24 protein-coding genes are annotated in these 23,834 nt (G+C 53.1%); 14 read left to right on the top strand and 10 right to left on the bottom strand.

The features are described 5' to 3' along the window. Positions 1 to 70 precede the first annotated feature (70 nt). On the bottom strand, positions 71 to 403 hold the full coding sequence (locus AC2FCQ_RS23080) for a metalloregulator ArsR/SmtB family transcription factor (RefSeq protein WP_209635644.1): 333 nt from the start codon (positions 401 to 403) through the stop codon (positions 71 to 73). Positions 404 to 631: 228 nt separating this feature from the next. Here AC2FCQ_RS23080 and AC2FCQ_RS23075 point away from each other — a divergent pair, with 228 nt between their 5' ends. After that, positions 632 to 811: a hypothetical protein gene (locus AC2FCQ_RS23075; protein ID WP_490309037.1), complete on the top strand. Its 180-nt coding sequence runs from the start codon at positions 632 to 634 to the stop codon at positions 809 to 811. A gap of 87 nt (positions 812 to 898) precedes the next feature. Here AC2FCQ_RS23075 and AC2FCQ_RS23070 read toward each other — a convergent pair whose 3' ends face one another. Then, entirely contained in the window at positions 899 to 1,816 is a 918-nt protein-coding gene (locus tag AC2FCQ_RS23070; RefSeq protein WP_490309036.1) for a LysR family transcriptional regulator, read from the bottom strand. A 103-nt stretch (positions 1,817 to 1,919) separates the two neighbouring features. Between AC2FCQ_RS23070 and AC2FCQ_RS23065 the strand changes: the two genes are divergently transcribed. From AC2FCQ_RS23065 to AC2FCQ_RS23050, 4 genes are all read left to right on the top strand, one after another. Continuing rightward, positions 1,920 to 2,384 carry a DMT family transporter gene (locus AC2FCQ_RS23065; protein WP_404759343.1) on the top strand — a complete coding sequence of 155 codons (465 nt, stop codon included), beginning with the start codon at positions 1,920 to 1,922 and terminating at the stop codon, positions 2,382 to 2,384. Between the two features lie 5 nt (positions 2,385 to 2,389). Then, a complete protein-coding gene (locus tag AC2FCQ_RS23060) occupies positions 2,390 to 2,866 on the top strand; it encodes a DMT family transporter (RefSeq protein WP_490309035.1) in 477 nt (158 codons plus the stop codon). Positions 2,867 to 2,966: 100 nt separating this feature from the next. Beyond that, positions 2,967 to 3,563, top strand: coding sequence for a SatD family protein (locus tag AC2FCQ_RS23055; protein ID WP_209635656.1), 597 nt, complete (start codon positions 2,967 to 2,969; stop codon positions 3,561 to 3,563). Positions 3,564 to 3,565: 2 nt separating this feature from the next. Continuing rightward, positions 3,566 to 4,339 (top strand): DUF3307 domain-containing protein, encoded by a 774-nt coding sequence (locus AC2FCQ_RS23050; protein ID WP_209635658.1) that lies wholly within the window; start codon positions 3,566 to 3,568, stop codon positions 4,337 to 4,339. Positions 4,340 to 4,409: 70 nt separating this feature from the next. On the opposite strand, the gene mgtA is transcribed toward AC2FCQ_RS23050, so the two are convergent. Both mgtA and AC2FCQ_RS23040 read right to left on the bottom strand, forming a co-directional pair. Beyond that, a complete protein-coding gene (gene mgtA, locus AC2FCQ_RS23045) occupies positions 4,410 to 7,109 on the bottom strand; it encodes a magnesium-translocating P-type ATPase (RefSeq protein ID WP_490309034.1) in 2,700 nt (899 codons plus the stop codon). 198 nt (positions 7,110 to 7,307) lie between these two features. Next, positions 7,308 to 8,006, bottom strand: a complete 699-nt coding sequence (locus tag AC2FCQ_RS23040; RefSeq protein WP_037417310.1) for an MgtC family protein — start codon at positions 8,004 to 8,006, stop codon at positions 7,308 to 7,310. A gap of 515 nt (positions 8,007 to 8,521) precedes the next feature. Here AC2FCQ_RS23040 and AC2FCQ_RS23035 point away from each other — a divergent pair. Together AC2FCQ_RS23035 and AC2FCQ_RS23030 are read left to right on the top strand one after the other, a co-directional pair. After that, the gene (locus tag AC2FCQ_RS23035) at positions 8,522 to 10,705 is read left to right on the top strand and encodes a glycoside hydrolase (RefSeq protein WP_490309033.1); all 2,184 of its coding nucleotides are present in this window, start codon (positions 8,522 to 8,524) and stop codon (positions 10,703 to 10,705) included. Between the two features lie 105 nt (positions 10,706 to 10,810). Further along, positions 10,811 to 12,196: a CoA transferase gene (locus AC2FCQ_RS23030; RefSeq protein ID WP_490309032.1), complete on the top strand. Its 1,386-nt coding sequence runs from the start codon at positions 10,811 to 10,813 to the stop codon at positions 12,194 to 12,196. Here the strand turns inward: AC2FCQ_RS23030 and AC2FCQ_RS23025 are convergent. Further along, positions 12,193 to 13,071, bottom strand: coding sequence for a LysR substrate-binding domain-containing protein (locus AC2FCQ_RS23025; protein WP_265553954.1), 879 nt, complete (start codon positions 13,069 to 13,071; stop codon positions 12,193 to 12,195). The two genes, AC2FCQ_RS23030 and AC2FCQ_RS23025, sit on opposite strands and share 4 nt — an antisense overlap. Positions 13,072 to 13,172: 101 nt before the next feature. Between AC2FCQ_RS23025 and AC2FCQ_RS23020 the strand changes: the two genes are divergently transcribed. Together AC2FCQ_RS23020 and rcsA are read left to right on the top strand one after the other, a co-directional pair. Next, complete coding sequence (locus AC2FCQ_RS23020; protein ID WP_490309031.1) at positions 13,173 to 14,588, top strand: pyridoxal phosphate-dependent decarboxylase family protein; 1,416 nt, start codon at positions 13,173 to 13,175, stop codon at positions 14,586 to 14,588. A 734-nt stretch (positions 14,589 to 15,322) separates the two neighbouring features. Next, a complete protein-coding gene (gene rcsA / locus AC2FCQ_RS23015) occupies positions 15,323 to 15,952 on the top strand; it encodes a transcriptional regulator RcsA (RefSeq protein ID WP_209635671.1) in 630 nt (209 codons plus the stop codon). Between the two features lie 234 nt (positions 15,953 to 16,186). Here rcsA and dsrB read toward each other — a convergent pair whose 3' ends face one another. From dsrB to AC2FCQ_RS23000, 3 genes are all read right to left on the bottom strand, one after another. Further along, positions 16,187 to 16,387, bottom strand: a complete 201-nt coding sequence (gene dsrB / locus AC2FCQ_RS23010) for a protein DsrB (protein ID WP_209635674.1) — start codon at positions 16,385 to 16,387, stop codon at positions 16,187 to 16,189. A gap of 345 nt (positions 16,388 to 16,732) precedes the next feature. Next, a complete protein-coding gene (cspE, locus tag AC2FCQ_RS23005) occupies positions 16,733 to 16,945 on the bottom strand; it encodes a transcription antiterminator/RNA stability regulator CspE (RefSeq protein WP_004946278.1) in 213 nt (70 codons plus the stop codon). 284 nt (positions 16,946 to 17,229) lie between these two features. Beyond that, a complete protein-coding gene (locus AC2FCQ_RS23000) occupies positions 17,230 to 18,096 on the bottom strand; it encodes an ion transporter (protein ID WP_490309030.1) in 867 nt (288 codons plus the stop codon). Positions 18,097 to 18,247: 151 nt separating this feature from the next. On the opposite strand from AC2FCQ_RS23000, the gene AC2FCQ_RS22995 reads away from it, so the two are divergent. The 4 genes from AC2FCQ_RS22995 to AC2FCQ_RS22980 all read left to right on the top strand — a co-directional run bounded on the left by AC2FCQ_RS22995 (position 18,248) and on the right by AC2FCQ_RS22980 (position 20,503). Further along, on the top strand, positions 18,248 to 18,616 hold the full coding sequence (locus AC2FCQ_RS22995) for a hypothetical protein (RefSeq protein WP_404759336.1): 369 nt from the start codon (positions 18,248 to 18,250) through the stop codon (positions 18,614 to 18,616). Positions 18,617 to 18,864: 248 nt separating this feature from the next. Further along, positions 18,865 to 18,981: a FeoB-associated Cys-rich membrane protein gene (locus AC2FCQ_RS22990; protein ID WP_209635680.1), complete on the top strand. Its 117-nt coding sequence runs from the start codon at positions 18,865 to 18,867 to the stop codon at positions 18,979 to 18,981. Between the two features lie 145 nt (positions 18,982 to 19,126). Beyond that, positions 19,127 to 19,336, top strand: a complete 210-nt coding sequence (locus tag AC2FCQ_RS22985) for a hypothetical protein (protein WP_061806577.1) — start codon at positions 19,127 to 19,129, stop codon at positions 19,334 to 19,336. A gap of 159 nt (positions 19,337 to 19,495) precedes the next feature. Beyond that, positions 19,496 to 20,503, top strand: a complete 1,008-nt coding sequence (locus tag AC2FCQ_RS22980) for an NAD(P)H-quinone oxidoreductase (RefSeq protein WP_490309029.1) — start codon at positions 19,496 to 19,498, stop codon at positions 20,501 to 20,503. 44 nt (positions 20,504 to 20,547) lie between these two features. Here the strand turns inward: AC2FCQ_RS22980 and AC2FCQ_RS22975 are convergent, their stop codons facing one another. Next, positions 20,548 to 21,627 carry an endonuclease/exonuclease/phosphatase family protein gene (locus AC2FCQ_RS22975; RefSeq protein WP_209635685.1) on the bottom strand — a complete coding sequence of 360 codons (1,080 nt, stop codon included), beginning with the start codon at positions 21,625 to 21,627 and terminating at the stop codon, positions 20,548 to 20,550. Between the two features lie 108 nt (positions 21,628 to 21,735). Then, positions 21,736 to 22,788: an SDR family oxidoreductase gene (locus tag AC2FCQ_RS22970; protein ID WP_490309028.1), complete on the bottom strand. Its 1,053-nt coding sequence runs from the start codon at positions 22,786 to 22,788 to the stop codon at positions 21,736 to 21,738. A 112-nt stretch (positions 22,789 to 22,900) separates the two neighbouring features. On the opposite strand from AC2FCQ_RS22970, the gene AC2FCQ_RS22965 reads away from it, so the two are divergent. Beyond that, entirely contained in the window at positions 22,901 to 23,833 is a 933-nt protein-coding gene (locus AC2FCQ_RS22965) for a LysR family transcriptional regulator (RefSeq protein WP_490309027.1), read from the top strand. Position 23,834: the final 1 nt, after the last annotated feature.

Genomic DNA, 23,834 nt, shown 5'->3' with positions numbered 1-23,834 from the left:
CAACTCCTTAGTGGCTTATGCCAAACACATATGAAATTTCATATATATAAAATTAAAAAATTTTACGTTATCAACACACCGCCTCATTCCCCGCCGCGCGTTGTGCCAGTTCAGTCACCTGCTGTTGCTGGCTAAGGTAAGCCTGTTCAATGACTGCTGCTGCCCATGCCGGCATATGCGGCGACAGCCGGTAATAGATCCATTTTCCTTCACGGCGATCAAGCAGCAAACCACTTTCACGCAACATGGCAAGATGACGGGAAATTTTGGGTTGTGATTCAGCCAGCGCCCCCGATAACTCACACACGCAGAGCTCCCCCATCTGGCGCAGTAAAAGCACCACTGTGAGACGCGTCTCTTCCGATAGATTTTTAAACAATTGCAGCGGTGTTATTGATGTCATAAATGGGGCTCCAGAGTCATTGATAGCATCATAATCCGCAGCGAAAGGATGTCAACAATACATATGAAAAATCATATATGTTTGGCTAAAACAGGCGATTACTTCACCAGACACAAAACCAGGTTAAGTTTTGGCTATCGATTCTATACGCCAAAGCGACTGTTCATTATGTGCTATTCCCCTACAATCAGCCTGTAACGAAAACACTTCATTCTCAACGGAGGCACGATGTACAACTTCTCTCGTTATCAGGCAAAAGAACTGGCGCTGGCGTATATGAGCGGCAAACAACACGACTTATCGCCGCAGGAATTCCTGCAGCAACTGAAGACCAGCGAAAAATCATTTGATTATCTGCTGAAGCACGGCAGTGAGCAGCCGCGTGAAGTGCTGGTAAAAAGCTTCTGAATGCCAGGCCGTAACCCTAACAACCCGCTCCACGCCGGTGGCGAGCCATCAGGCCCGCGTATTCCCGGCTGAGCAGTGAATGGGTTATCACTGCCGTGGAACATCCCAATAGGGCTGATCTCCGCCCAGTTGTGCAAGTAAGAAGTCGACAAAAGCCGATACTTTGGCTGGCAGGTATTTACGCTGTGGATATACGGCATAGATGGCATGTTCTGGTAGCCGATAAGCAGGCATTAGCTCAATCAGCCGCCCCTGAGCAATATCATCCCCGACGATAAAGGTCGGCATCTGACAAATCCCCATGCCGGCGAGTAACGCCTCGCGCAAGGCTTCACTGTTATTTACCTGGTAATTACCGCGTGGTTGAAAGCGCACCCTTCCCGTTGGCCCCTCAAATTGCCATTCGCTGCCACCCCGGAAATAGCTGTAAAACAGGCAATTATGCCGTGACAGCTGCTCCAGATCTGTCGGTGTGCCGTAGCAGGCCAGATAAGCAGGGGCGGCACATAATAGGCTGTGACAAGGAGCAATACGCCGGGCAATCAAGCTCGAATCAGCCAGTTGGCCAATGCGAATAGCCAGATCAAAACCCCCATCGACCAGATCAACCACCTGATCATCCATCATCATAGTGATCTCCACGTCCGGGCAAGCCGCCAGAAAACGGGGGATCAGCGGCGCAACATGCAAACGGCCAAAAACCATAGGCACACTGATCCGCAAGCAACCCTGCGGTTGCCCTTGTAACCGGGTGACCGCATCCTCTCCCTCGCGTGCCACGGCACAGGCATTACGGGCATAGCCAAAATACTGCTCTCCCGCTTCAGTAAGGCTCAGGCTACGCGTAGTGCGTTGTAGCAATTGTACGCCAAGCGAGTTTTCCAACTGGGCGATTCGCTTGCTTACCGCTGATTTGGTGATACCCAGTCTCCGGGCAGCCGCTGAAAAACTCTCGCATTCTACTACTGCCACAAATACCGGGATCGCCGCAAAGTTATCTTGCATTCTTCGTCAACTTTTACTCAACAATGAGTTTCCATTTTAATGGATTATACCGAAAACAAAAACAATATAGCCTATCTGTCAGCCCAAAATAGGATCTGACACGATGATACGCGAGCGTTTCTCCAACCCTCTGCTAGCGCTGGCCGCTGGCGCATTACTGGCGCTGATGATAGGCATCAATAGCCTGTTGGCCAGCTTTAACTCCCCACTGTTTGCTTCATGGGTCGCGCACGGCGTTGGGGCGATCACGGCCTGGTTGCTCTTGCTCCTGCTGCGCTGGCGTACCCCGAGGTCGGCATCCTCATTGCCGCCTGCCAGTGTTCCCCGTTGGGCCTATCTGGGGGGGATTCCCGGTGCCCTGACGGTGGTGTTAGCTGCCATTACCGTCAATAGCCCTCTGGCACTTTCCGGCAGCCTTGCGCTCATGCTTACCGGCCAGGTTTTATTTGGCATGGTGTCCGACAGCTGCGGCTGGTTTGGCGTAATTAAACGCCGTCTCAGCGTCAACGACGTTATTGCCACGCTGCTGATCCTTTCCGGCTGCGCCCTCCTCATCTTCCTGAGATAATTGTCATGCTAACCTTGGTACTCCTCGCGCTCTTTAACGGCATTTGCATCAGCATCAGCCGTGCAATTAATGGCCGTCTGTCGCTAAGTCGTGGAGCTTTCCACGCCTCACTCTGCAATCACATTGTCGGCTTTGTGTTCCTCAGCCTGCTGCTGGCAGTCATCGGCGGATTCACTGCCAGCCCCTTAGGTCAGGCGCCTTGGGGAGCTTATCTGGGCGGGGTCATTGGGGCGTTGTTTGTCGCATTGAACAGCTACGTGCTACCCCGTCTGGGGACCCTTCGCGCCGCATTACTGATTATCAGCGGTCAAATGCTGACGGGGGTGGTAATAGATCGTCTGCGCGACAACGAGGGTTCAGCCAGTGTACAACTCCTTGCCATTAGCCTGATCATACTGGGTATTTATCTGGCACGAATGAAAAAACCCCTGACTACGTGGCTCTATGAACGTATGGCGTTATCCAGTAAATTTCGCATCTAGATGCGAATACCCTAAAAATTCGCATCTAAGTACGAATTATTGACATATTCGTATTTAGGTGCGAAGTTTAGTGACACCCTACCGCTTACGAGCCAATAACATGCCCGCACAAATCAGCGTGATCACTGGCGATCTGGTCAACTCCCGGCAGTTAGATACCACTCACTACATAACCGAGTTACATGCCCTGCTGACCCAGCTGCAACAGGCTAAGCTTATTCAAACGTTTGAGGTTTTCCGCGGGGATGCATTTCAAGCCGTGGCGGAACCGCAATCCGGTTTACTGCTGGCGGTTTATATCCGCATCGCACTCAAAGCAATGGATACCCGACACTGGGACGCTCGCATCGCCGTGGGTCTGGGCGCGGGGGAGGCAAAAAACGCCGGCTATGGCAGCGCTTTTGTGAATTCGGGCCAGGCGCTGGATGGCCTGACGAAAAATTGCCGGTTAGCTCTGAAAAATGATAATGACCAAACAAATGCCATTGTCAGCGATCTGTTACCAATGCTAGATCATGTGGTTAGCCGCCTTTCCCAGACCGAAGCGCGGATAGTCCGGGCGCGTATATTGGCTACAACCAATCAGGAAGTGGCAGAAAAGCTGCAAAAGGCCGCCTCGACGGTCTCCGCAACGCTTAAACGCGCGGCCTACGAGGAAATCATGCGGTTTATTCACGCGATTAACAGGATCACCTGAATATGGATTTGAGTTACGTACCTTTGCTGACCTGGTTGCTGATCGCCCACGTGCTTGCAGACTTTTCGCTGCAACCACGAAGTTGGGTTGAGGATAAAATTGTTCATCGCGGGCGTTCCCGATTCCTGCTGCTACACGCCTTACTGCACGGTGTCCTTGCCGCTTGGGTCGTGGCCGGGTTTGCGCTGCTGCACGGTGGGCTGTCCTCCCTCCAGATCCTCACCACGTTATTGGTTATCGCCATCAGTCACTGGCTCATTGATTTGCTAAAAGTCACGCTGTTGACGCCTCTCAGCCAGGCAGGTGGGTTTCTCCTCGACCAATGTCTGCATCTGGCAGTGATTGTTTTGCTGTGGCTGTTCTTGACCCCCAACGCCTCCAGTTTGTTCACCGCGCTCGGCGCGACCCTCATCAGTTGGCAGTCTGGCCTGGTTGTATTGGCGTATCTCTTAATTTATATGCCACTGGGTATTTTGATTGGCCAATTGCTGGCGCACTGGACACCACAAATGCCGCCTTCTGCCAAAGCCGATAATGACTCCCTGTTACGTGCGGGCAAACAAATCGGTTATCTGGAAAGAACGCTGATCCTGACTTTTGTTTTGATTGGGCAGATTCCGGCAATCGGCTTTTTGTTAGCGGCCAAATCCATTTTTCGCTTTGGCGATTTGCGGCAGAGTGATGACAAAATGCGCACTGAGTATGTGCTACTCGGTACGCTGTTTTCCTTTACGCTGACCATTATGCTTGGCCTGCTGGTGAAAAAGTTGTTGTAGGGGCGCAATGTTTTGCGCCCGAATGCATCGCGGCGAAAAACATCGCCGCGACAGAAACGCCCCTGAGGAATTACAACCACTCACCAAAGCGGCGAATATAGAAACGCTTCATCATCTGCGCCACCACACAGTAGCTGATCAAGGTCCCCGCCAACCACGGGAAGTATTCCCAAGGGAGTGGCTGCAACCCGACCAATGCACCCAGTGGTGAGAATGGCAGATAGATACCCAGCGCCATCACCAGAATCGTGGTCAACAGAACGGGCAATGCTGCGGTGCTTTGAATAAAGGGTATCTTCTGGGTACGCAGCATATGCACCACCAGCGTTTGTGATAACAACCCTTCAATAAACCAGCCGGACTGGAACAGCGCCTGGTGTTCAACACTGTTGGCAGCGAAGACAAACCACATCAATGCATAAGTGGTGATGTCAAATATTGACGACGTTGGTCCAATCCACAGCATAAAGCGGCCAATGTTTTTAGCATCCCACTTGCGTGGTTTACGCAGGAACTCTTTGTCCATCTTGTCCCACGGCAGAGACAATTGAGAAATATCGTACATCAGGTTCTGGATTAACAGATGGATCGCCAGCATCGGCAGGAACGGGATAAATGCGCTGGCCACCAACACGGAAAACACGTTGCCGAAGTTGGAGCTGGCGGTCATGTTCAAGTACTTGATGATATTCCCGAAGGTTTCACGCCCCTTGATCACCCCCTCTTCCAACACCATCAGGTTTTTTTCCAGCAAAATGATGTCCGCCGACTCTTTGGCAATATCAGTACCGGTATCTACCGAAATGCCCACGTCGGCATCACGCAATGCTGGTGCATCATTAATGCCGTCACCAAGAAAGCCGACGGTGTGGCCATTCGCCTGCAGCATCTTCAGCACCCGCGACTTCTGCAGCGGCGTCAGTTTGGTAAAGACAGTACGCTGCTCGACCTCTCGCGCTAAGGTCGCGTCATCCATTTCGGCAATTTGCGGACCGGAAAGCGGCTCACCCGGTTCCAGCCCGACATCACGACAGATTTTGCAGGTGATCACCGGGTTATCACCGGTCAGTACCTTCACGGCCACGCCGTTTTCCTGTAGTGCGGCTATCGCTTCCTGCGCACTTTCTTTTGGCGGATCGAGGAAGGTTAACAGCCCCTGGATAACCATATCGCGTTCATCGGCCACGCTCAGCGGCAAGGCGTTTTTCTGCTCACCCAGTTCCCGCGTTGCCAAGACCAGCACGCGGAACCCATCCTCGTTATATTGAGCGGCAAGCGCCTGCAATGCGTCACGTCGTGCCTGATCCAAGGGTAAAATCTGCTGCCCTTCACGCACATGGGTAGCGATTTCGAGCATCTCTTCCACTGCCCCTTTGCAAATCAGGCGCTGTTGGTGGTTTTCATCCTCGACTACAATCGACAAACGGCGACGCACGAAGTCAAACGGCAGCTCGTCAACCTTGCTAAAACGCCCCAGAGCCTCAATGCCCGGCTTGCCGCGGCCAAAACGGATCACCGCTTGATCCATCAGGTTTTTCATTCCACTCTGGTGAAAGCTGTTCAGCCACGCCAGATGCAACACCTCATTGTCTCTGGCTCCGCTCACATCCAGATGATGTTCGAGGATGATGCGGTCCTGAGTCAGCGTGCCGGTTTTGTCGGTGCAGAGTACATCCATCGCGCCAAAGTTCTGAATGGCGTTCAGGCGTTTGACCACCACTTTGCGCCGTGACATCGCAATGGCACCTTTCGCCAGGTTAGAACTGACGATCATCGGCAGCATCTCAGGCGTCAGCCCAACGGCCACCGCCAGGGCAAACAGCGCCGCTTCGCTCCAGTCGCCTTTGGTGAAACCATTGATCAACAGCACAATCGGTACCATCACCAGCATAAAGCGGATCAGCAACCAACTGACGCTGTTCACCCCACGGTCAAACGCCGTTTGCGAACGGGAACCGACAATCGATTTGGCCAGTGAGCCAAAATAGGTGCGGCCGCCCGTCGCCACCACAACCGCCGTGGCCGTGCCGCTGGCGACGTTAGTGCCCATCAAGCAGATATTCGACAGTTCCAACAAGGCATGCTCACTGGAAACGTCATCCTCGCTCGATTTTTGGCTGACGTTGCCCATCGCATCGTATTTCTCGATCGGGATTGCCTCCCCGGTCAGGATCGCCTGGCTGATAAACAGATCGCGCGAGGCCAACAGGCGCACATCAGCCGGTATCATATCCCCGGCGGAAAGCGTAATAATATCGCCCGGTACCAGTTCACGGATCGGGAGTTCCAGCGTCAATGGCTGCACGCTGTAACTGCTGCGGCGCAATACCGTTGCGGTGGTACGCACCATCGACTTCAACGTTTCCGCTGCCTTGTTGGTGCGATATTCCTGCCAAAAACGTAGCAGTCCGCTAAGTGAAACCATCACCAATATGATGATCACGCCAGTGAGATCGGTTTCTTCACCGCGCCGGGCAGGCAGCCAGTAGTCGGTAAAGAAACTGATCGCAGCCAGCACCATCAGTACAAAGATAAATGGGTTATTGAACGCAGCGATGAGCTGTACCAACGCGTGCGGTGCTTTCTCGTGAGCAACCTGGTTAACACCGAACTGCTCGAGACGTTCAACCGCATCATCCTGGGTTAAGCCGTTGCGGTTGCATTTTAAATTAGCCAGCGTCTGCTCAACGCTGTTTTTCGCCTCGTGTGCGATGGCGTAAGGCGCCTTTATTTTATCGCGACGGCGAGCTGTTTCATTAATATAGGTCATAACGCTATTCTCTTATTTTACTCTGCGCACAGGAATACCCCGCCCGATTAACAGGTGAATAAACGCAGAGTGGAATTTATTTAGTTAGCGTAATTAACGCGGTTTATTACCGCGCCATAAACGCTGAGCAATTAACGTTTCGGGGTCACCGTCCATGACGCCTCCTTATCACTGTATGCAGTGAATATTTATCAATAATTAGACAGGTAATTCAGACGCGATACGCCAGCGCACGGCGCTAACACTTTTCTCGAGACTGACTCGACAGACAATGCCTTCAATTTCTTTTTGCACGGAAGGATTTGCCGTTATTTCTGCACACACCTCGAGTTGGCCAGGAATGGAAATATCGGCACTGCGCAATGATTGCAGCCTTAATGCCACGCCATTCAGCGCCTGCAATATCAAGGTGCGCACCAATATTTCATCTTGCTCGCCGCAGGTAACCTGAATGCGGTAGCACACCTCGAGATCGGTCGCCTGCTGCTGAGGCTGCAGATTAATGCGCTGGGCTGCCTCACGTAATAAGATGTTCGCGCACAGGATCACCAGTGTCGCCAACACGGCATTCCAATATTGCCCCAGGCCGCACAGCACACCAATCGCCGCTGAACACCACAGCGTCGCAGCAGTATTCAAGCCGCGGATATTCAGCCCTTCACGCATGATCACGCCCGCACCCAGGAAACCGATACCCGAGACAATCTGTGCAGCAACCCGCCCGGCACTGGACGGATCGGTGGACATGGAGCTAAGAATAAATACGGCGGCACCGGTCGCGACCAACGCATTGGTACGCAGGCCAGCCATACGCTGGCGCCATTGCCGTTCAGCGCCAATAATCGCGCCCAGGCTCATCGCCAGTAATAAATTTAAAACAAAAGGAGTCATAGCCATGACTTTCCCCTTAAATAACTGCAGGAGATAAAATCATGTGCTTTTTAGCACACGCAAAATTGCGCCGATATTAAATCAGCGATTGAGCGTATCAGTGCCTGGAGGGAAAAGGCTGTGGCTGAAAGTTGCCATAATAACGTCCAAATCAATTCGCCCGATGCCAATAGGCAGCAGGAACAACTATAAGATTCGGGTTTGCACAGCTCGGAATAACGTGAGAGGGGTGCTGCCCGCCGTTTTCGGCAAGCAACAAATCAAAAGAGGATTGGTCAGCTTGCCTTGTTTATATCACTGCAACTAAAACTGTCCAATTGTGTTTCCTCATTGAAATTTTGGCTGAGTATAGTGACGCGGAGTGATGATGTAAAGACGAATTTATTAAACGAAAATTAAACTCAATAATTCTGCATATTTGATGCGTCACACAATTATAACGGATTCGCATTGGGCAAGCCGGTGATTACCGATAAACTCATCCCCTAACAGGACAATCAACCCTAAGGACATCCCGCTCGATGAGCATACTTCGACTTTCCATTAGCCTCGCCCTGCTTACCGCTTTTCCCGTTAAGGCACTCCTTTTGGAGCAGGGGGCAGTCCGGTTCGATATCGATCCGGCCACGTTAAAGATCACAGCAGACAAAACCTTGGTCAACCAGGCTCAGGCCGTGCAAACCGTGGCTGATCAGCAAAGCACCGCCACACAGGCAAGCTGGCAGTGGCCAAACAGCGCGATAAGCATCAGCGCCCGGTTGGACGGCAGCGATCTGCGGCTGAGCTTCAGCAGCAACCGAGCACAGACAATGACGTGGTTCACCCTGCCACCGCAGGCGAGCACCTTGCTGTTGCCCATTGGCGAAGGCAGCCGCATACCGTTGGACAATCCCGTTTGGCAACATTATCTGGTCAAAGAGATGACACCGCTGGATACCAACTGGGATCTTAAGCTGCCACTGTGGAGCCAACAGCAGCAGGGTAAGGTTTATAGTTGGCTATTGCTTACCCCCTTCAGCAATCAGGTCACCTTCGCCAGTACGAAAGACACCCTCACTATGCACGCCAGTCATCAGTTCAATCGGTTTAATCAACAACAAGCTTTTGACGTATTACTGCACGTGGGAGACACCCTGTTATCAGGTGCGCATCGCTACCGCGAGTATTTGCAGCAAAGCGATCAGTTCAGCACCTTGCGCGATAAAATTCGCACCGCGCCGGAAGGCGAAAAGTTGATTGGCGCGACACACATTTATTTATGGGGCGACAAACTGTTGGCGCCGGCTGACGTGAAAAACTGGCCGGGCATTTTGTCCTGGCTGGTCTCTCCAGCAGGGGAAACGCTGTGGAAAAAAATCGATGTCGATAGCCAGAAAACCGTGCGAGAACTGGCAGGAAAAACACCGGAAGGCTGGCAACAGCAAACCTTGGTTGATGCTCTAAACCAAGCGCTGCTGGCGCTGAAACCGCTAAACGCTACGCCAGACGAAACGGGGTTCCTGCAAGCACAATACCAACAAGCCGCTGACGTCAGGGCGTTGGCGCAACGTCAGCTCGGGGCCTATCTCGCACCGGCGGACAGTTGGGGCCAGGGGCTGGCGAAACCGCTGATCGACACACTGCACCAGGCCGGCCTTCCTCGACTGTGGCTGGGGACGGATAACTGGACTGCTGAATTCCTGCATCCGCAGGCGGTCGAAAGCGCAAAAAAATCGGGGTACCTGATTGCCAGTTATGACTCTTACGACACCGCCATTCCCCGCGGAGTCAACGACAGTTGGCTGACAGCTCAGCTGCCGGCAGCACTGCGTGAAGAGTGCGCCATCGTGCGCGCTGACGGAAGCAAAAAACCCGGTTTCGGCAAACAGGGCTATTACCTGAATCCAGGCTGTGTGCTGCCCTACTCACAACAGCGCATGCGTGACCTGGTGCAACTGGCTGGTCTGAACAGCCTGTTTCTGGACGTTGACGGCACCGGAATGGTGTCCGACGACTATCAGCCCAATCATCCCACGGGCGCAGAACAAATGGCGCAGGCCCGCAATGCGCGGCTTGCCTGGTTCAGCAATACCCTTCGGTTGCCGCTCGGTTCCGAAGACGGTAATGCGGTAACCGCACGCCACATTATGTTTGCCCACGGCATGGAAACCTGGGGCTTTGGCTGGGGCGATAAGCAAATGAACCAGGACAAATCCTCTCCTTATTATCTCGGTGCGTGGTGGCCCAATGCCCAACCGGCCTTCTTCTTCAGCCCGGCCAAGGTGAAAGAACCCTACCGCACCGTGGAGTTCGATCCACGTTATCGCCTGCCAATGTACCAGGCCGTTTTTCACGACGCGGTGGTCAGCAGCCACCACTGGAATTATGACAATCTGAAATTCAGCGATGTTAAAACCACGCGTAGCCTGCTTAGCCAGCTGTACAACACGGCCCCGATGTTCCATCTCAGCCGCGCAACGCTGCAGACGCGCTTGCCGCAAATCAAACAAGCCGATGCCGCTTTCCGTCCGCTGCACCAAGCGTTGTGGGATAAGGCATTGACCGACTTCCGCTGGTTGGATAAAGCGGGTTGGGTGCAGCAAACCACTTTCAGCGATGGCTCAACGCTGACCGCCAACTTTGGCAAGCAGCCGTTCGACGGCATCGCCGCCCAAAGCCTGCGAGCCAAACTGGCGGACGGCCGTATCCTGGACTATACCCCGTAATTGAATGCCAGGGGCACTCGCGAGACATGAGGAACTGTCCCGTTCTCACATTGAACGGGGTGTTCGACGCGTGACGCAGTCCCGGCCAGCAACCTGGAGTTGATGATGGATACCTTTACGCAAACGCTGCTCTCTGAGATCAGACAACATCTGGGGGGACACACTCCCCCGGCGAGCCCGTTGACAGTCAGTGGTAAAGGCGCACTGAACAGCGCATTCCCCGTCAGCGAACTGGCAACTGCCTGCTGGAGTGCCGCGGGGTTAGCCTGTGCTGAACTGCGGCAACACAATCAGGCCGATGCCCCACTCGTCTTTGTCGATCGTCGGTTGGCGTCATTATGGTTCGGCTGGACATTACGGCCGCTGGGGTGGGCATTGCCCGCAGCCTGGGATGCTCTGGCCGGTGACTATGCCACCTGCGACGGTTGGATCCGTCTGCATACCAATGCACCGCATCACCGCCGCGCGGTAGAGCACGTGCTCGGTCCACATCAGGATAAAAATGCACTGGCGCAAAAGGTGCTTACGTGGAAAAAAGGTGACCTGGAACAGGCCGTCATCGAAGCAGGCGGCTGCGCGGCAGAAATGCGTTCGGCTAAGGCCTGGCGGCAACACGTACAGGGCAAGAGCGTTGCGCTGGAGCCACTGATCCATCAAGCACAACAAGCGGAGGCCCCGCCGCCGAACTGGGGCCTCCCTACTGCCAGGCCACTGCACGGCGTACGGGTTTTGGACCTGACACGGATTATCGCCGGGCCCGTTGCCACCCGCTTTCTCGCCGGGTTGGGTGCAGACGTATTGCGTATCGATCCTTACGGGTGGGATGAACCCGGCGTGGAACATGACGTGATCCTCGGCAAGCGCTGTGCGAGGCTGAACCTGACCAATGCCCACGATCGCCACACCTTCGAGCATCTACTGAAAAACTCTGACGTCATCGTACACGGCTACCGCGCCGGGGCGCTGGAAAAACTGGGTTATGGCGCTGAACAACGGCGTGCACTGTCGCCTGGATTGATTGACGTGTGTCTGAACGCCTATGGCTGGACGGGCCCATGGCGTGGAAGACGCGGGTTCGACAGCTTGGTACAAATGAGTTGTGGCCTGGCGGAATCAGGCATGATCTGGAAGCCTGCCGCCACGCCTGTCCCGCTGCCGGTGCAGGCGCTGGATCACGCAACGGGTTACCTGATGGCCGCAGCGGTACTGCACGGCATGCGTCAACGTCTACAACAGGGCACCGGCTATAGTGCTCGGCTGTCTCTGGCGCGGACAGCGCAACTGCTGCTCGATCATCCTTACCCACAGCCACACCCGCTGGAACCTTTGGCGCCCGTCGATACCTCGGATGAAAACCCTGAAACTGAACTCACTCACTGGGGCCCAGCGCAACGCCTCATCGCTCCGCTGCGGCTGAACGGCACAGCGCTGCGCTGGGCACTGCCCGCCACCACCTTGGGCAGTTCACAGCCGGAATGGCTACGGCGCTAATGCCCGGCTAGCTGATGCTGCAACCAGTGTAACAAGGCCTCAACCGCTGGCGTCAAGCCAGCGGTCTGCGGCCACACCAAATAGAAGTCCGTCTGATCCAGACGCTGTGCAGGTGCTAGAGCCACCAATCGGCCTTCTGCCAGCGCATCACTCACCAGCCGTTTTTTTACCAGTGCGATACCAAAGCCTTGTTCAGCTGCACGGATCAATAACCCCGCATCATTGAACAGCGCCAACGGGCGCTCGCTTGCCATTTGCTGATGCGCGACAAACCAACTGCGCCATGGAGTGACGTCATGCTCCAGCAGCGGCATACCTTGCGCTCCACTGTCGAAAGCTAGCTGCCACTGATGCGCCAGAGCGGGAGTGGCAACCGGTATCACTTCGCCCGAGGCAATGCGCTGCGCTTGCATATCCGCCCATTGGCCATTACCCAGCCGAATCGCCGCATCGAACCCTTTTCGCGACAGATCCTGCACTGCCAAGGATGCATCGATATCCAATGCAATATCGGCATAAGCCGCATGAAAAGACGGTAGACGCGGCATTAACCAGTAATGTGCAAAAGAAGGCAGCACGCTGATACGAAGCGACTGGCTTTGCGCAAGGCGTCTGACCCGCCCTATCCCCTGTTGCAATGCCAGCAACGCCGGTTCGGCGACCGCCAGCAATTCACGGCCGGCAGCATTCAAACACAGCCCCCTGCCTTGGCGTTCAAACAACGGGCAGCCGATCGCTTGCTCGAGCTGTTGAATCTGCTGGCTAATGGCGCCGTGGGTAAGATGCACCTGCTGGGCCGTTGCGCGCAGATTTTCTAACCGGGCGGCAATCACAAAGGTTGGCAGGAGATGCAGCGGAATACGTTCACTCAACATTGGTTAGCCCTGCTATCCAAAAAGGCTATTTTTCATCGATTTTCGCCACAACGCAAATGGTCTAGGGTAGCTTTTTAACCTCTTTATATCCGGATCTCCCCATGCACCCACGTTTACAGCAAGATCTTGACCAGTTTCCACAAATACTCGAGCACACCCGCCAGTTGGCTGACAGCTTCCTGGCGGGGATTAAACAACGCCCGGTTTGCCCTCCGTTGGCTGCACAACAATTGCAGCAAGGGGACGATCGGCTGGCAGAAAGTGGCGACGGCGCGCTGGCGGCGTTGAACGACTTCTGGCTACGTTACGCGGATGGGCTTTCGGGCAGTGCCGGGCCACGTTACTTTGGCTTTGTCACCGGTGGCGCGACCCCGGCCGCATTGGCCGCGGATTGGCTGGTTAGCGCTATCGACCAGAATAGCCAATTGAGCCACGACACCGTGGCTGCAGCGATTGAATTGGCAACCATTGTGCAGCTCAAAACGTTGCTTGGCCTGCCCGAGGCATTTAACGGCAGTTTTGTTAGCGGCGCGACCATGGCGAACTTTGTCGGAATGGCCATCGGCCGCCAGTGGTTGGGACAACAACGTGGGATTGATGTCGCCGAACAAGGGCTGGCAGCATTAGGATCCATTCAGGTGTTATCGGCAAATGCGCACTCAAGCAGCGTGAAGGCACTCAGCATGCTCGGTATCGGTCGCGACGCGCTTAATATTATCGGCAGCCAGCCCCATTCTGAGGCTATCGACCCAGAAGCGCTGGAGCGCCATCTGGTTGCCAACCGTGGTGTGCCAACCATCGTGCTGGCCAGCGCCGGAACCGTCAATACCGTGACCTTCGACGATCTACCCCGCTTGTTGGCACTGCGTGAACGCTATCCATTCTGGCTGCATGTTGATGCTGCATTTGGCGGTGTCGCGGCCTGCTCGCCGCAATATGCTCCTCGGCTTGCAGGCTGGGAACAGGCAGACTCCATCACCGTCGATGCACATAAATGGTTAAATGTCCCCTACGACAGTGCGATTCAATTCAGCCGTCATTTAGCGTTACAGATGCAGGTCTTTCAAAACCATTCTGCCTACCTGGAAGCACCGACGCTGCGGCCGGACAACTATCTGCACCTGACGCCAGAAAACTCGCGACGTTTCCGCGCATTGCCGCTGTGGATGGCGCTAAAAGCCTATGGCCGCAGTGGTATGCAAGATATGGTTGAGCGTAATGTGCAACTGGCGCAGCGATTGGGTGCAGAGCTGGACGCCAGCATGGGCTTCCAGCTGCTGGCACCGGTTAATCTGAACGTCGTGTGTTTTGCACTCAAGAACGTGGAGGGGGATGCGACTGCCGCACGCGATCGTTTTATCGCCCTACTCGACCGCCACGGTATCGTACGCTGCACCCCCACCCACTATAACGGGCAACCGGGGATCCGCGCAGCGCTGGTCAATTGGATGACGCAAGAGGCCGATATTCATCTTGCACTGGAGTCCATGGAACACTGTCGGCAAGCATTGGTCTGAAATTGAAACTCGCGGTGTGCTGATACGCACCGCGCTATTATTACCGCCAAAACCTGCCCTTTCCTGCCCTTGATAAGCGGCTCCCAGTCGGTAACACGAAAATAGTTCAGCAAAACAAATTAATTACTCACTGACATTTTTCACATTTGCCGAAATAGCACGAATAGTCACATCAACCCTTTGTTATATCGTCAGTTTCTGTAACAAAAAAACGGATTAATGTTAACTCAATGTGATTATTGGATATCGCAAGTGATAAGAAATGAAAGAATTATCATTATCAAAAACAAAAGAATAAATGATAACATTATGATAATATTATTAAAAATAAAAACACACGTAGTCGACGAAATGCAATTCGCCCAGGAAGTAAGCGAGAAAATGTTAAAAAAACAACACATGAATTTTTTTTAAGAATTTTCCTAGCAATCTAAAATTTCGTTTCGTGACATGATGGGCAGATTCAATGATAAAGATACCAGCAGGCACGCGGCTCAAGCACCAATTGACGTCACACCCTCGTCGCGCCGACACCAGCAGATTATTCTGACTTAAGCTAAACTTATAGGTTCACAGTGTTAATTAGTTTAGAAAGAAAATATCGTTGAGTACCGTCGAATTTATTGATAGAACACTGCATATACGTGATTTTTTTGTTCCTTTTTTTTGCCATTTAGGCTTCAGGCTTTTTCTTTTTGTTACCGCGGTAAAACGGATTTAAGTGGGGGTGCGATATGCCAACGATCATTATGGATTCATGCAGCTATACCAGATTAGGTTTAACAGACTACCTGACAACACACGGAGTAAAAAAACGCCAAATTAATGCGATTAGCAATATTGACGACCTGCATGAAAAATGCAGCAAGTTGAAACCCAGTCTGGTCTTTATTAACGAAGACTGCTTCATACATGAAGCCAATGCTACCGAACGTATAAAAGGGGTGATTTCACTGCACCCTGATACTTTATTCTTCATCTTCATGGCTATCACCAACGTACATTTTGACGATTATTTATATGTTCGTAAAAATGTCATCATCTCGTCAAAATCAATCAAACCAGAGACTATGAATCAACTACTTAGTCACTATCTGGAGAGAAAAGCCCCTCGCTCGGAAAAAAGCTCATTCGACCAAACACCCGTGACGCTGAGCCAGACTGAGTCAAATATGTTACGCATGTGGATGTCAGGTCAGGGAACTATCCAGATATCCGACCAGATGCAAATTAAAGCCAAGACCGTCTCTTCCCACAAGGGAAATATCAAGAGAAAAATTAAAACGCACAACAAGCAGATTATCTACCATGTTGTTCGTTTGACCGACACACTGACCAGCGGAATATTTGTCAATAGCCGCTAGGTATAAAGCTTGTCGTATACTCTGCCAAACGTTGGTTTTAAATGTTGTTCAGGCAATTGTACTGAAAATCTCGCATTTAAATAACCTAAATACCTGCTCGCGACGACATGCTCGGCCGCGACGGGTATTCCCGCAGTAAAAATCCGTTTATTAATGCCTCCCCGGAATCATCACCCTCCGAAAACCTTACAAATTAAATTAATTCACTAAGAAGTATCGCGTTTTGCGAAACAATCAATTGGATTCGGCCTGACGCAATTCAACGAAGGTGCCATCTCGGCTATCAATCTCGTTAAAGAACCACACACCCGCGGGGTAATCCTCCAAAGAGACCAGATACATGACACCTTCATTAAACTCTTCTACCGCCAGGATCACGCCTTCACGCCGCTGTTTACCGTCAGTCTTTACCGAGACCAGATCGTTAACTTTCATGCCTTACCCCATCATTTATCATTGATGTCAGTGTATTACAGAATGAGGTGGGAAGAATACCCGTACACCGTCAGTTAATCTGCTGTTCATCTGCGTAGTGTCTTCCTAAAGCGTAGCAGGCGAGCGTGCGAGCGGCTTTTCACTTTCTTAACGTTTTGCCCGCAGAATCTTAAGCCCGCAACCGGTAGTCTGTTCCTCGGTGCTTCCCCCCAGAGAAGTACCAGCAAATGAAGAAGTAACAAGGAACTTTTGCCCGCAGACTTGCGGGCATTTTTTTGCCTGCGACAAATTACAGACACAAAAAAACCCGCCTTGGCGGGTTTTTATTAATCAGCAAGAGGCCGATTAGATAGCGGTAACGTTAGCCGCTGACGGACCTTTAGCACCGTTCTCGATAGAGAACTGTACGTTCTGGCCTTCAGCCAGGGTCTTGAAGCCTTGATCCTGGATAGCAGAGAAGTGTACGAACACGTCTTTGCTGCCGTCTGCTGGAGTGATGAAACCAAAACCTTTAGACTCGTTGAACCACTTCACTTGACCTTTGATCATGTTAGACATGTCTAATTCCTTCAATATTAAATTTACGCCACCATGGGCAAGATATAGCCGGTCATCAGTTACTTATGGAGGCACTAGAAAGGAAATTCGTCAGAGAAGAGCTATCTAGGATAACGCTTTAAATTTGAACTACTTTACTCAAAATGTCGTGCATAAATAGGTCTGTACCACAGGCCGAGAAGCATTAACTCATGATGGGACTTTAATAGCAACTCTTTTTGTTAGCCCCTTTGTGGAAACGGGGCTAAACGCACAGGATTCAGTCCATTTTGCTTAATTTATCGTCATTTCTGGCGGTGTTTTCCGAATAAAGGCGGCAATGCAAAGCCGCAAAACTTGCAAAATGAGGCCTCTTTCTCATGGCCACCCCGTTGACATTGTTCACAATTCCGCCTTTCACGGTTGCGTTGCAGCTCCTGTGACATGTAGGCCGTCAGAATGCCTGTCGGTACCGCGATAATCGAATACCCCAACAGGATAAGCACCGAGGTCAATAAGCGCCCCACCGGCGTATGGGGGACGATATCACCGTACCCTACCGTGGTCAGCGTGACGACAGCCCAATACACGGCGGCCGCCAGGCTGGTAAAACCACCGGTGCCGCCCTCAACGGCATACATGAGGCCACCAAACACACACAGCACCACGGCGACAAAACCAAAAAACATCGCCAACTTATGACGCGCCAGCTTAATGCTGCGCCAAATCATCCCCATCTCGCTCATGTAACGCAGAAGCTTCAGGACCCGCAGCACACGCAGTATCCGCATAACGCGCAACAGCATCACAAACTCGACCGTCATATGTGGGAACAGCCAAATGATGTACAACGGCAGTACCGTCAGTAAGTCAACTGCGCCAAAAAAGCTGAAGGCATAGTGTTGCTCGCGCGGTGTGCACCACAGCCGTAACAGATACTCGAGCGTAAAAATGAAGGTAAAAACCACCTCAGCCCAGAAGAAAAGATAAATGGCTTCCTGGCCAGGAAAATACAAGGCACTGCCACCCGGTTCAAGAAACAACAGAATAACGCTGAGTAATGCGGTACTGACCCAAAACGTTTCCATTCTTCGGCCAGATCGGAAATGATTGTCGAAAAGCAGCCGATAGCTGCGTTGGCGCCAGCCGAGCGCCGGGGTGTCAATGGTCATAGCCCAATGTCTTATAAAGAGAAGTTGCTCATATACTAGACCCGAACCTGAGCACAGCCAAATCCCCAACGCCAACAGGTGTTACAAATGATAGTAATTCTCGTCTCGCTGTTTTATAGTTGCGCTGCGTAACTATAAAGGGAGATCGACCATGCTGAGATGGCCTACGCTTGCAGCCTCTTGCTGCACCGCTCTGTTGATACTGAGCGCCCCAGCCCTGGCGCTGGACCTGTCTTATACCGCTCCGGAGCCTAGCATCACACCGGCACCTGCTCCGCAAGCTGCACTTGGCCCGGCAAAAAAAACAGGTAAACCGCCTGTGGTCTGGTCAGAGTCAGAAGACAAAACCGGTTTTCGCCTTGATATGGAGTGTGACCACCCTGGCTGCAGTCGCCAACGCCCCAAGGTGTATTCAGGCATTAACGGGCCGGTGAAAAAAACCGATCGCCGCCGTCAGTCAGATCCCTACTCCACCAATCAGGATCCCGATTACAGCGTGAACATGGGTTATCAGTGGTAACTGCGCTTTAAGAGTTACCCTATATCTGCGGCAGCACAGGGTTCATACAATGCGCTTGTGTTCACCACTTCTCCTGGTGCTGAGCACAACAAGCTGTGTTGCAATTTTTTATGCGCCTCCCTATAGGCGCTTTTTTTATGCCTTGATATCAGTCACCTGTAGCCTTACAGAATGGTCTCATTGCGCCATAACGTGATTACTGTCACAAATAGCCGCTCCTTAGCCACGCTATATCGGAGGTTGGCCAGATGGCGACTGAATATCTATCTTTGCTGGCGGTGTTAGCCGGCATCGCAGGGTTCGCACTGTATAAGCACTTTAAATCACAGAAGAAAAACACCCTGCTGCGTCCGCACGATCGTTGACGGACGCGCTCCTGAAGGCAGGGTCTCCCTACCCTGCCTCAGGCCACAGAATTGCACTCTGTCATTTTTTTATCACAAAATTGTCACGATATGGCCATATGATGGTTGCGATTATCCGCACTGGCTTAACACCAAGGATTTCGTTATGACCACCATCAAAGCAACAAACCACCAGGAAGCAGAAAAGCTGATCCGTTACGGCACAGCCAAAAAAATTGAACTGGCTTATGACATCGACAGTGATGATTTTTTCCAGCTCGCCAGCCTGTGGTGCGATAGAGGCGCAAAAATCTCCAAAGGGAAAGAGCATTTTATCGTGTCGTTGAAAGGTTTCCGTATCCCTCCGAACGATTAATCCCCCTGCCGCCCCTGCGGCGGCGCCCCTTTTCCCCCGTGTTAAACCGCTCAATGCGCTACATCCCCTCTTCGGCATTTCTGTAAGATAAACATGAATTACAGCAGGCGGTTACCTACACTGGTTACTGCACCTGAACGCCAACTGAGGAGAACCACCATGTCAGCCAACCCACAGCTGCCCAGCACCATGAAAGCCATCGAAATCAGCCAGCCAGGTGAACCCGAGGTTTTAGCTGTCGTCCAACGGCCACTCCCGGTCCTGCAACAGGGGGAGATCCTGGTGAAGGTCGCCGCCGCCGGGGTTAACCGTCCTGACGTCCTGCAACGCCGCGGCCAATACGCGCCACCGCCTGGCGCCTCCGATATTCCTGGTCTGGAGATCGCAGGTACTGTGGTCGCCACCGGCGTTGGAGTACAAAATTACGCCATTGGCGATAACGTTTGTGCCCTGATTGCCGGCGGTGGGTATGCAGAATATTGCAAGGTACATGAAACCAACGCGCTGTCGGTACCGCAGGGCTTCAGTTTGATAGAGGCCGCAGCCATCCCAGAAACTTTCTTTACCGTTTGGGTCAATGTGTTCCAACGTGGTCACCTGAAGGCCGGTGAGACCGTCTTGATTCATGGCGGTACGTCGGGCATTGGCACTGTCGCCACCTTGCTGGCGAAAGCTTTCTGCGCCCGAGTGATCACCACCGTCGGCTCGGAAGAAAAACGCCAGGCGAGTCTGGCATTGGGCGCAGATGTGTCGATCAACTACCGCAGCGAAGATTTTGTTGAACAAACAAGACTCGCCACAGACGGCAAGGGAGCAGACGTCATTGTCGATCTGATCGCCGGGGACTATGTGGCGAAAAACTACCAGGCGGCAGCGATGGATGGCCGCATTGTGCAAATCGGCACCCAGAATGGCGTGGTTAAGGAGCTGAACCTGATGCCGTTGCTGATTAAGCGTCTGACCCACACGGGCTCGACCCTGCGCGCACGTAGCGTAGAGGACAAAGCGCAGATTGCCGCCGATTTACAGCAAAAAGTTTGGCCACTGCTGGAGCGCGGTGCGTTGAAACCGCAGATATTTAAAACCTTCCCATTGGAACAAGCGGCACAAGCCCATGCGCTGATGGAATCCAGCCAGCATATTGGGAAAATTATGCTGACGCTCTAGAGTACAACGCCCCGCAGTTCGCGCTGCGGGGTAAACCTGAAACGTCAAGCGCCGGGCGTATGCACATCGTCAGGCGTAGAGCCGGTATTGGCCAACTTCTCTTGTGCCAACGCTTCATCTTCGCTGTCTTTCTCCAGGCTTTCCTGCTGCTCCCCCTGTTTTGGCGAATACACCAGTTCTACCAAAATCGGGAAATGATCCGATCCTACATGGGGTAAACGACGCAGCGCACCCAGCACAAAATCATCACTGTGGAACACGTGATCCAACGGCCAACGCAGGAACGGATAGCCTGCATGGAAGGTGCTGAACATACCTCGGCCACGGCGCGGGTCCAACAAACCGCTGACTTTGAGGAACAGCCGAGTGGTAGTCGACCACGCCACATCATTGAGATCGCCGGTCACAATGACCGGATACGTCGATTTGTCCACACTTTTGCCCACCATCACCAACTCGGCATCGCGATCTTCTGACTCTTCATTTTCTGTCGGGCTTGGTGGCATCGGATGCACACAGTGCAAGCGTACCTGCGGCCCCTGCGGCAAATGCACCATCATGTGCATCGACGGGATCTGCTCATCCACCAGGTACTGAATTTGGGCGTCGCTAAGTTTCAGCCGTGAATAGACATGCATACCGTACAGATTATCCAGCGGGCATTTCAGCGTGTACGGGTAGTCTTGCTCCAGCACCGACAGTTGTTGCTCCCACCAGTTATCGGTTTCTACAGCGACCAGCACATCCGGTCGCTCGGTAGCCACCAACGCCAACAGTTTTTCCGCCTGGCGATTAGGGGTTAACACATTTGATACCAAAATACGGATACGTGGCTTCTTCTGATAACCGGTAAAGTCCAGCACCTGGGGTTTGCTCAACGGGGTATAAGGGTAAATCCATGCAGCCTGATACAGGGCACAGGCCAGGTTTACCGTCATCATGCCCCACACCCAAGGTGACAAGGGCACAAACAGCAAATTAAGCAACAACACCAATAGGGAAAGCACCAGTATTTGCAGGCGGGGGAAATCCCACACCCGAATCCACCAGGCTGCCTGCTTCGACAGTGGCGCAATGGTCACCAGCGCCAGCAAAAGCGTCAGTATGGCGGTAATCCCTGTCACGTTTAATTCCTCATCATCGGCGTGGCCTGTCGAAATGACGGCCTTCTGACTGCCACATCAAGCGGCAGCCAAAGATTGCCATAAAAAACGCCTGCCCCGCCAGCCAGCTTAAGGAATAATCTTGCGACGGCGGAACTCATCAAACAGCGCAAACAGCATCGCTTCCGTCTCGATAAATGCGTGGAAGCCAAAGCGGCGTGCCTTACTGCCATCCGCGAACATGTCGTAATCCCACGAAAAAACAAAGTCGGCAAAGCGCCAGCTCGCCACCGCGCCATAGTCAGTCTCGGCCAAGTCATGCTGTTGCACAAGGCATTGCCACAACTCGCTTTTATCCGCCATCACCGAGTCCAGCACCAGGGGTAACGGCGGTGCTATCTCCATGTCAAAATAGGCGGCAATTTTTGGCCACATCTCGCTCCAGCGGAACAAATCACCATTATTGATGTTAAACGCCTGATTGGCCGCCGCCGGTTCTGTCGCCGCCCAAAGCGTAGCGCGCGCCAGTAGCCCGGCATCGGTCATTTCCAACAGGCTGTGATAAGCACCCGGTTTACCGGGAAAACGCAACGGTATCCCCAATGCCTTGCTGATAGAGGCATAAACGGCGATGGTCAGTGCCAGGTTCATCGGATTGCCCAGTGAGAAACCGCCAACAACGCTTGGACGGATTGCACTCCAGTGCCAACTCTTCCCTTGCTGACGCCCTTCCAGATAACGCTGTTGCGCAAGATTAAACTCCGGCGGCATGTGTCCGGCATCACTCTCCCGCGCTGGCGTTTTAAAAGGTCCCAGATGGGCACCGTAGACTTTATAGCCCTGCATCAGGCTGATGTGTTCCAGTCCCGGTGCAACCGGCTCCAATGCCTCCACAACATGCGTTAACATCGCCACATTCGGCGCAACCAACCCCGCCCAGTCCGACGCATCCTGATAAGCCGCGTAGAAAATGTGGCTGACCCGGGTCAACGAACGCAAAGCGTTATCCGTTGCCTGCGCATCCAACAGATCGACGGCCAGATAACGCACTCGCGGCCGATCGACGCCCCCGCGCCTGGACAGGCCAATCACCTGCCAGCCTTGTTGCTCCAGCTCATCAATCAGCTTGCTGCCAATAACGCCGTTAGCGCCTACCACCAATGCCACTTTATCGTTTTGCATATATGCCCCACTCAGTATGAATTGATGTATTCACTGTGAGTGATAAGCAACGCTTGCGGTAGAAGGCCTTTCTTACTAACACTTATAAGTAAATTCTATAGGTGGAACAGCAATGGACAAACTGAGCGCAATGAAAACCTTCGTCCGCGTGGCCGAACTCGGCAATCTGTCTGCCGCTGCCCGCGATCTCGGCCTGACTCAGCCGGCTGTCAGCCAGCAAATTGCCGGTTTGGAACAGCAGCTGGGGGCGCAGTTGCTGTTTCGCAGTACCCGAGCCGTAACCTTGACCGACGCCGGTGCCGGTTATTACCATCACATCAAACCGATTCTTGCGGCGGTGAACGACGCTGAAGAAGCGTTGCAGGGATTGAACCAGAAACTGTATGGCCCGTTGCGTATTCACGCGCCAACGGGTTTCGGCCAGCAGCACCTGACACCGCTGGTCATTGCCTTTCAGCAACTCCACCCGGCACTGAATATCGAGCTGTTGTTGGATGACCGCCGCGCCGACGTGATAGGGGAAGGCGTTGACGTAGCGATTCGCTTTGGTGAACTCAATGCCCCAGGCATCGTCTCGAGACGATTGGGGGGATTGCAACGGATGCTGGTTGCATCACCGGCTTACCTGGCACGACATGGCACACCGCAAACGCTGGCAGAGCTGGCAGCACATTCGCATGTACGCTACAGCGGTCTCACCGACGGTGACTCGTTGACGTTAATCGGCCCTCAGGGTGCCGAGATGGTAAATTTGCGTCCGGTTTTTCGCGCGAACAATACCTTTTCACTGCTGGCCGCTATCGAGGCAGGGCTGGGGATTGGTGGTGCGCAGCGGCCGCTGATTGGTCGGCAACTGTCTACCGGTGCGCTCGTGCCAGTTTTGCCTGACTGGCACTACCCAGCAATGGCATTGCATGCGGTTTATCCCGGCGCGCGGTTCATTCCTCGCAAAGTACGGGCCTGGGTGGATTACCTGCAGGAAGCGTTGGGAGACATTGAGGGAATAAGCGTGAATCATGCCCCCGGTAATACGCCGAGGGCATAAG

It is taken from the genome of Serratia sp. CoH_134_PS_4, assembly GCF_058190535.1.
The sequence above is the reverse complement of the archived record's forward strand: the minus strand, read 5'-3'. Positions and strand labels throughout refer to the sequence as shown.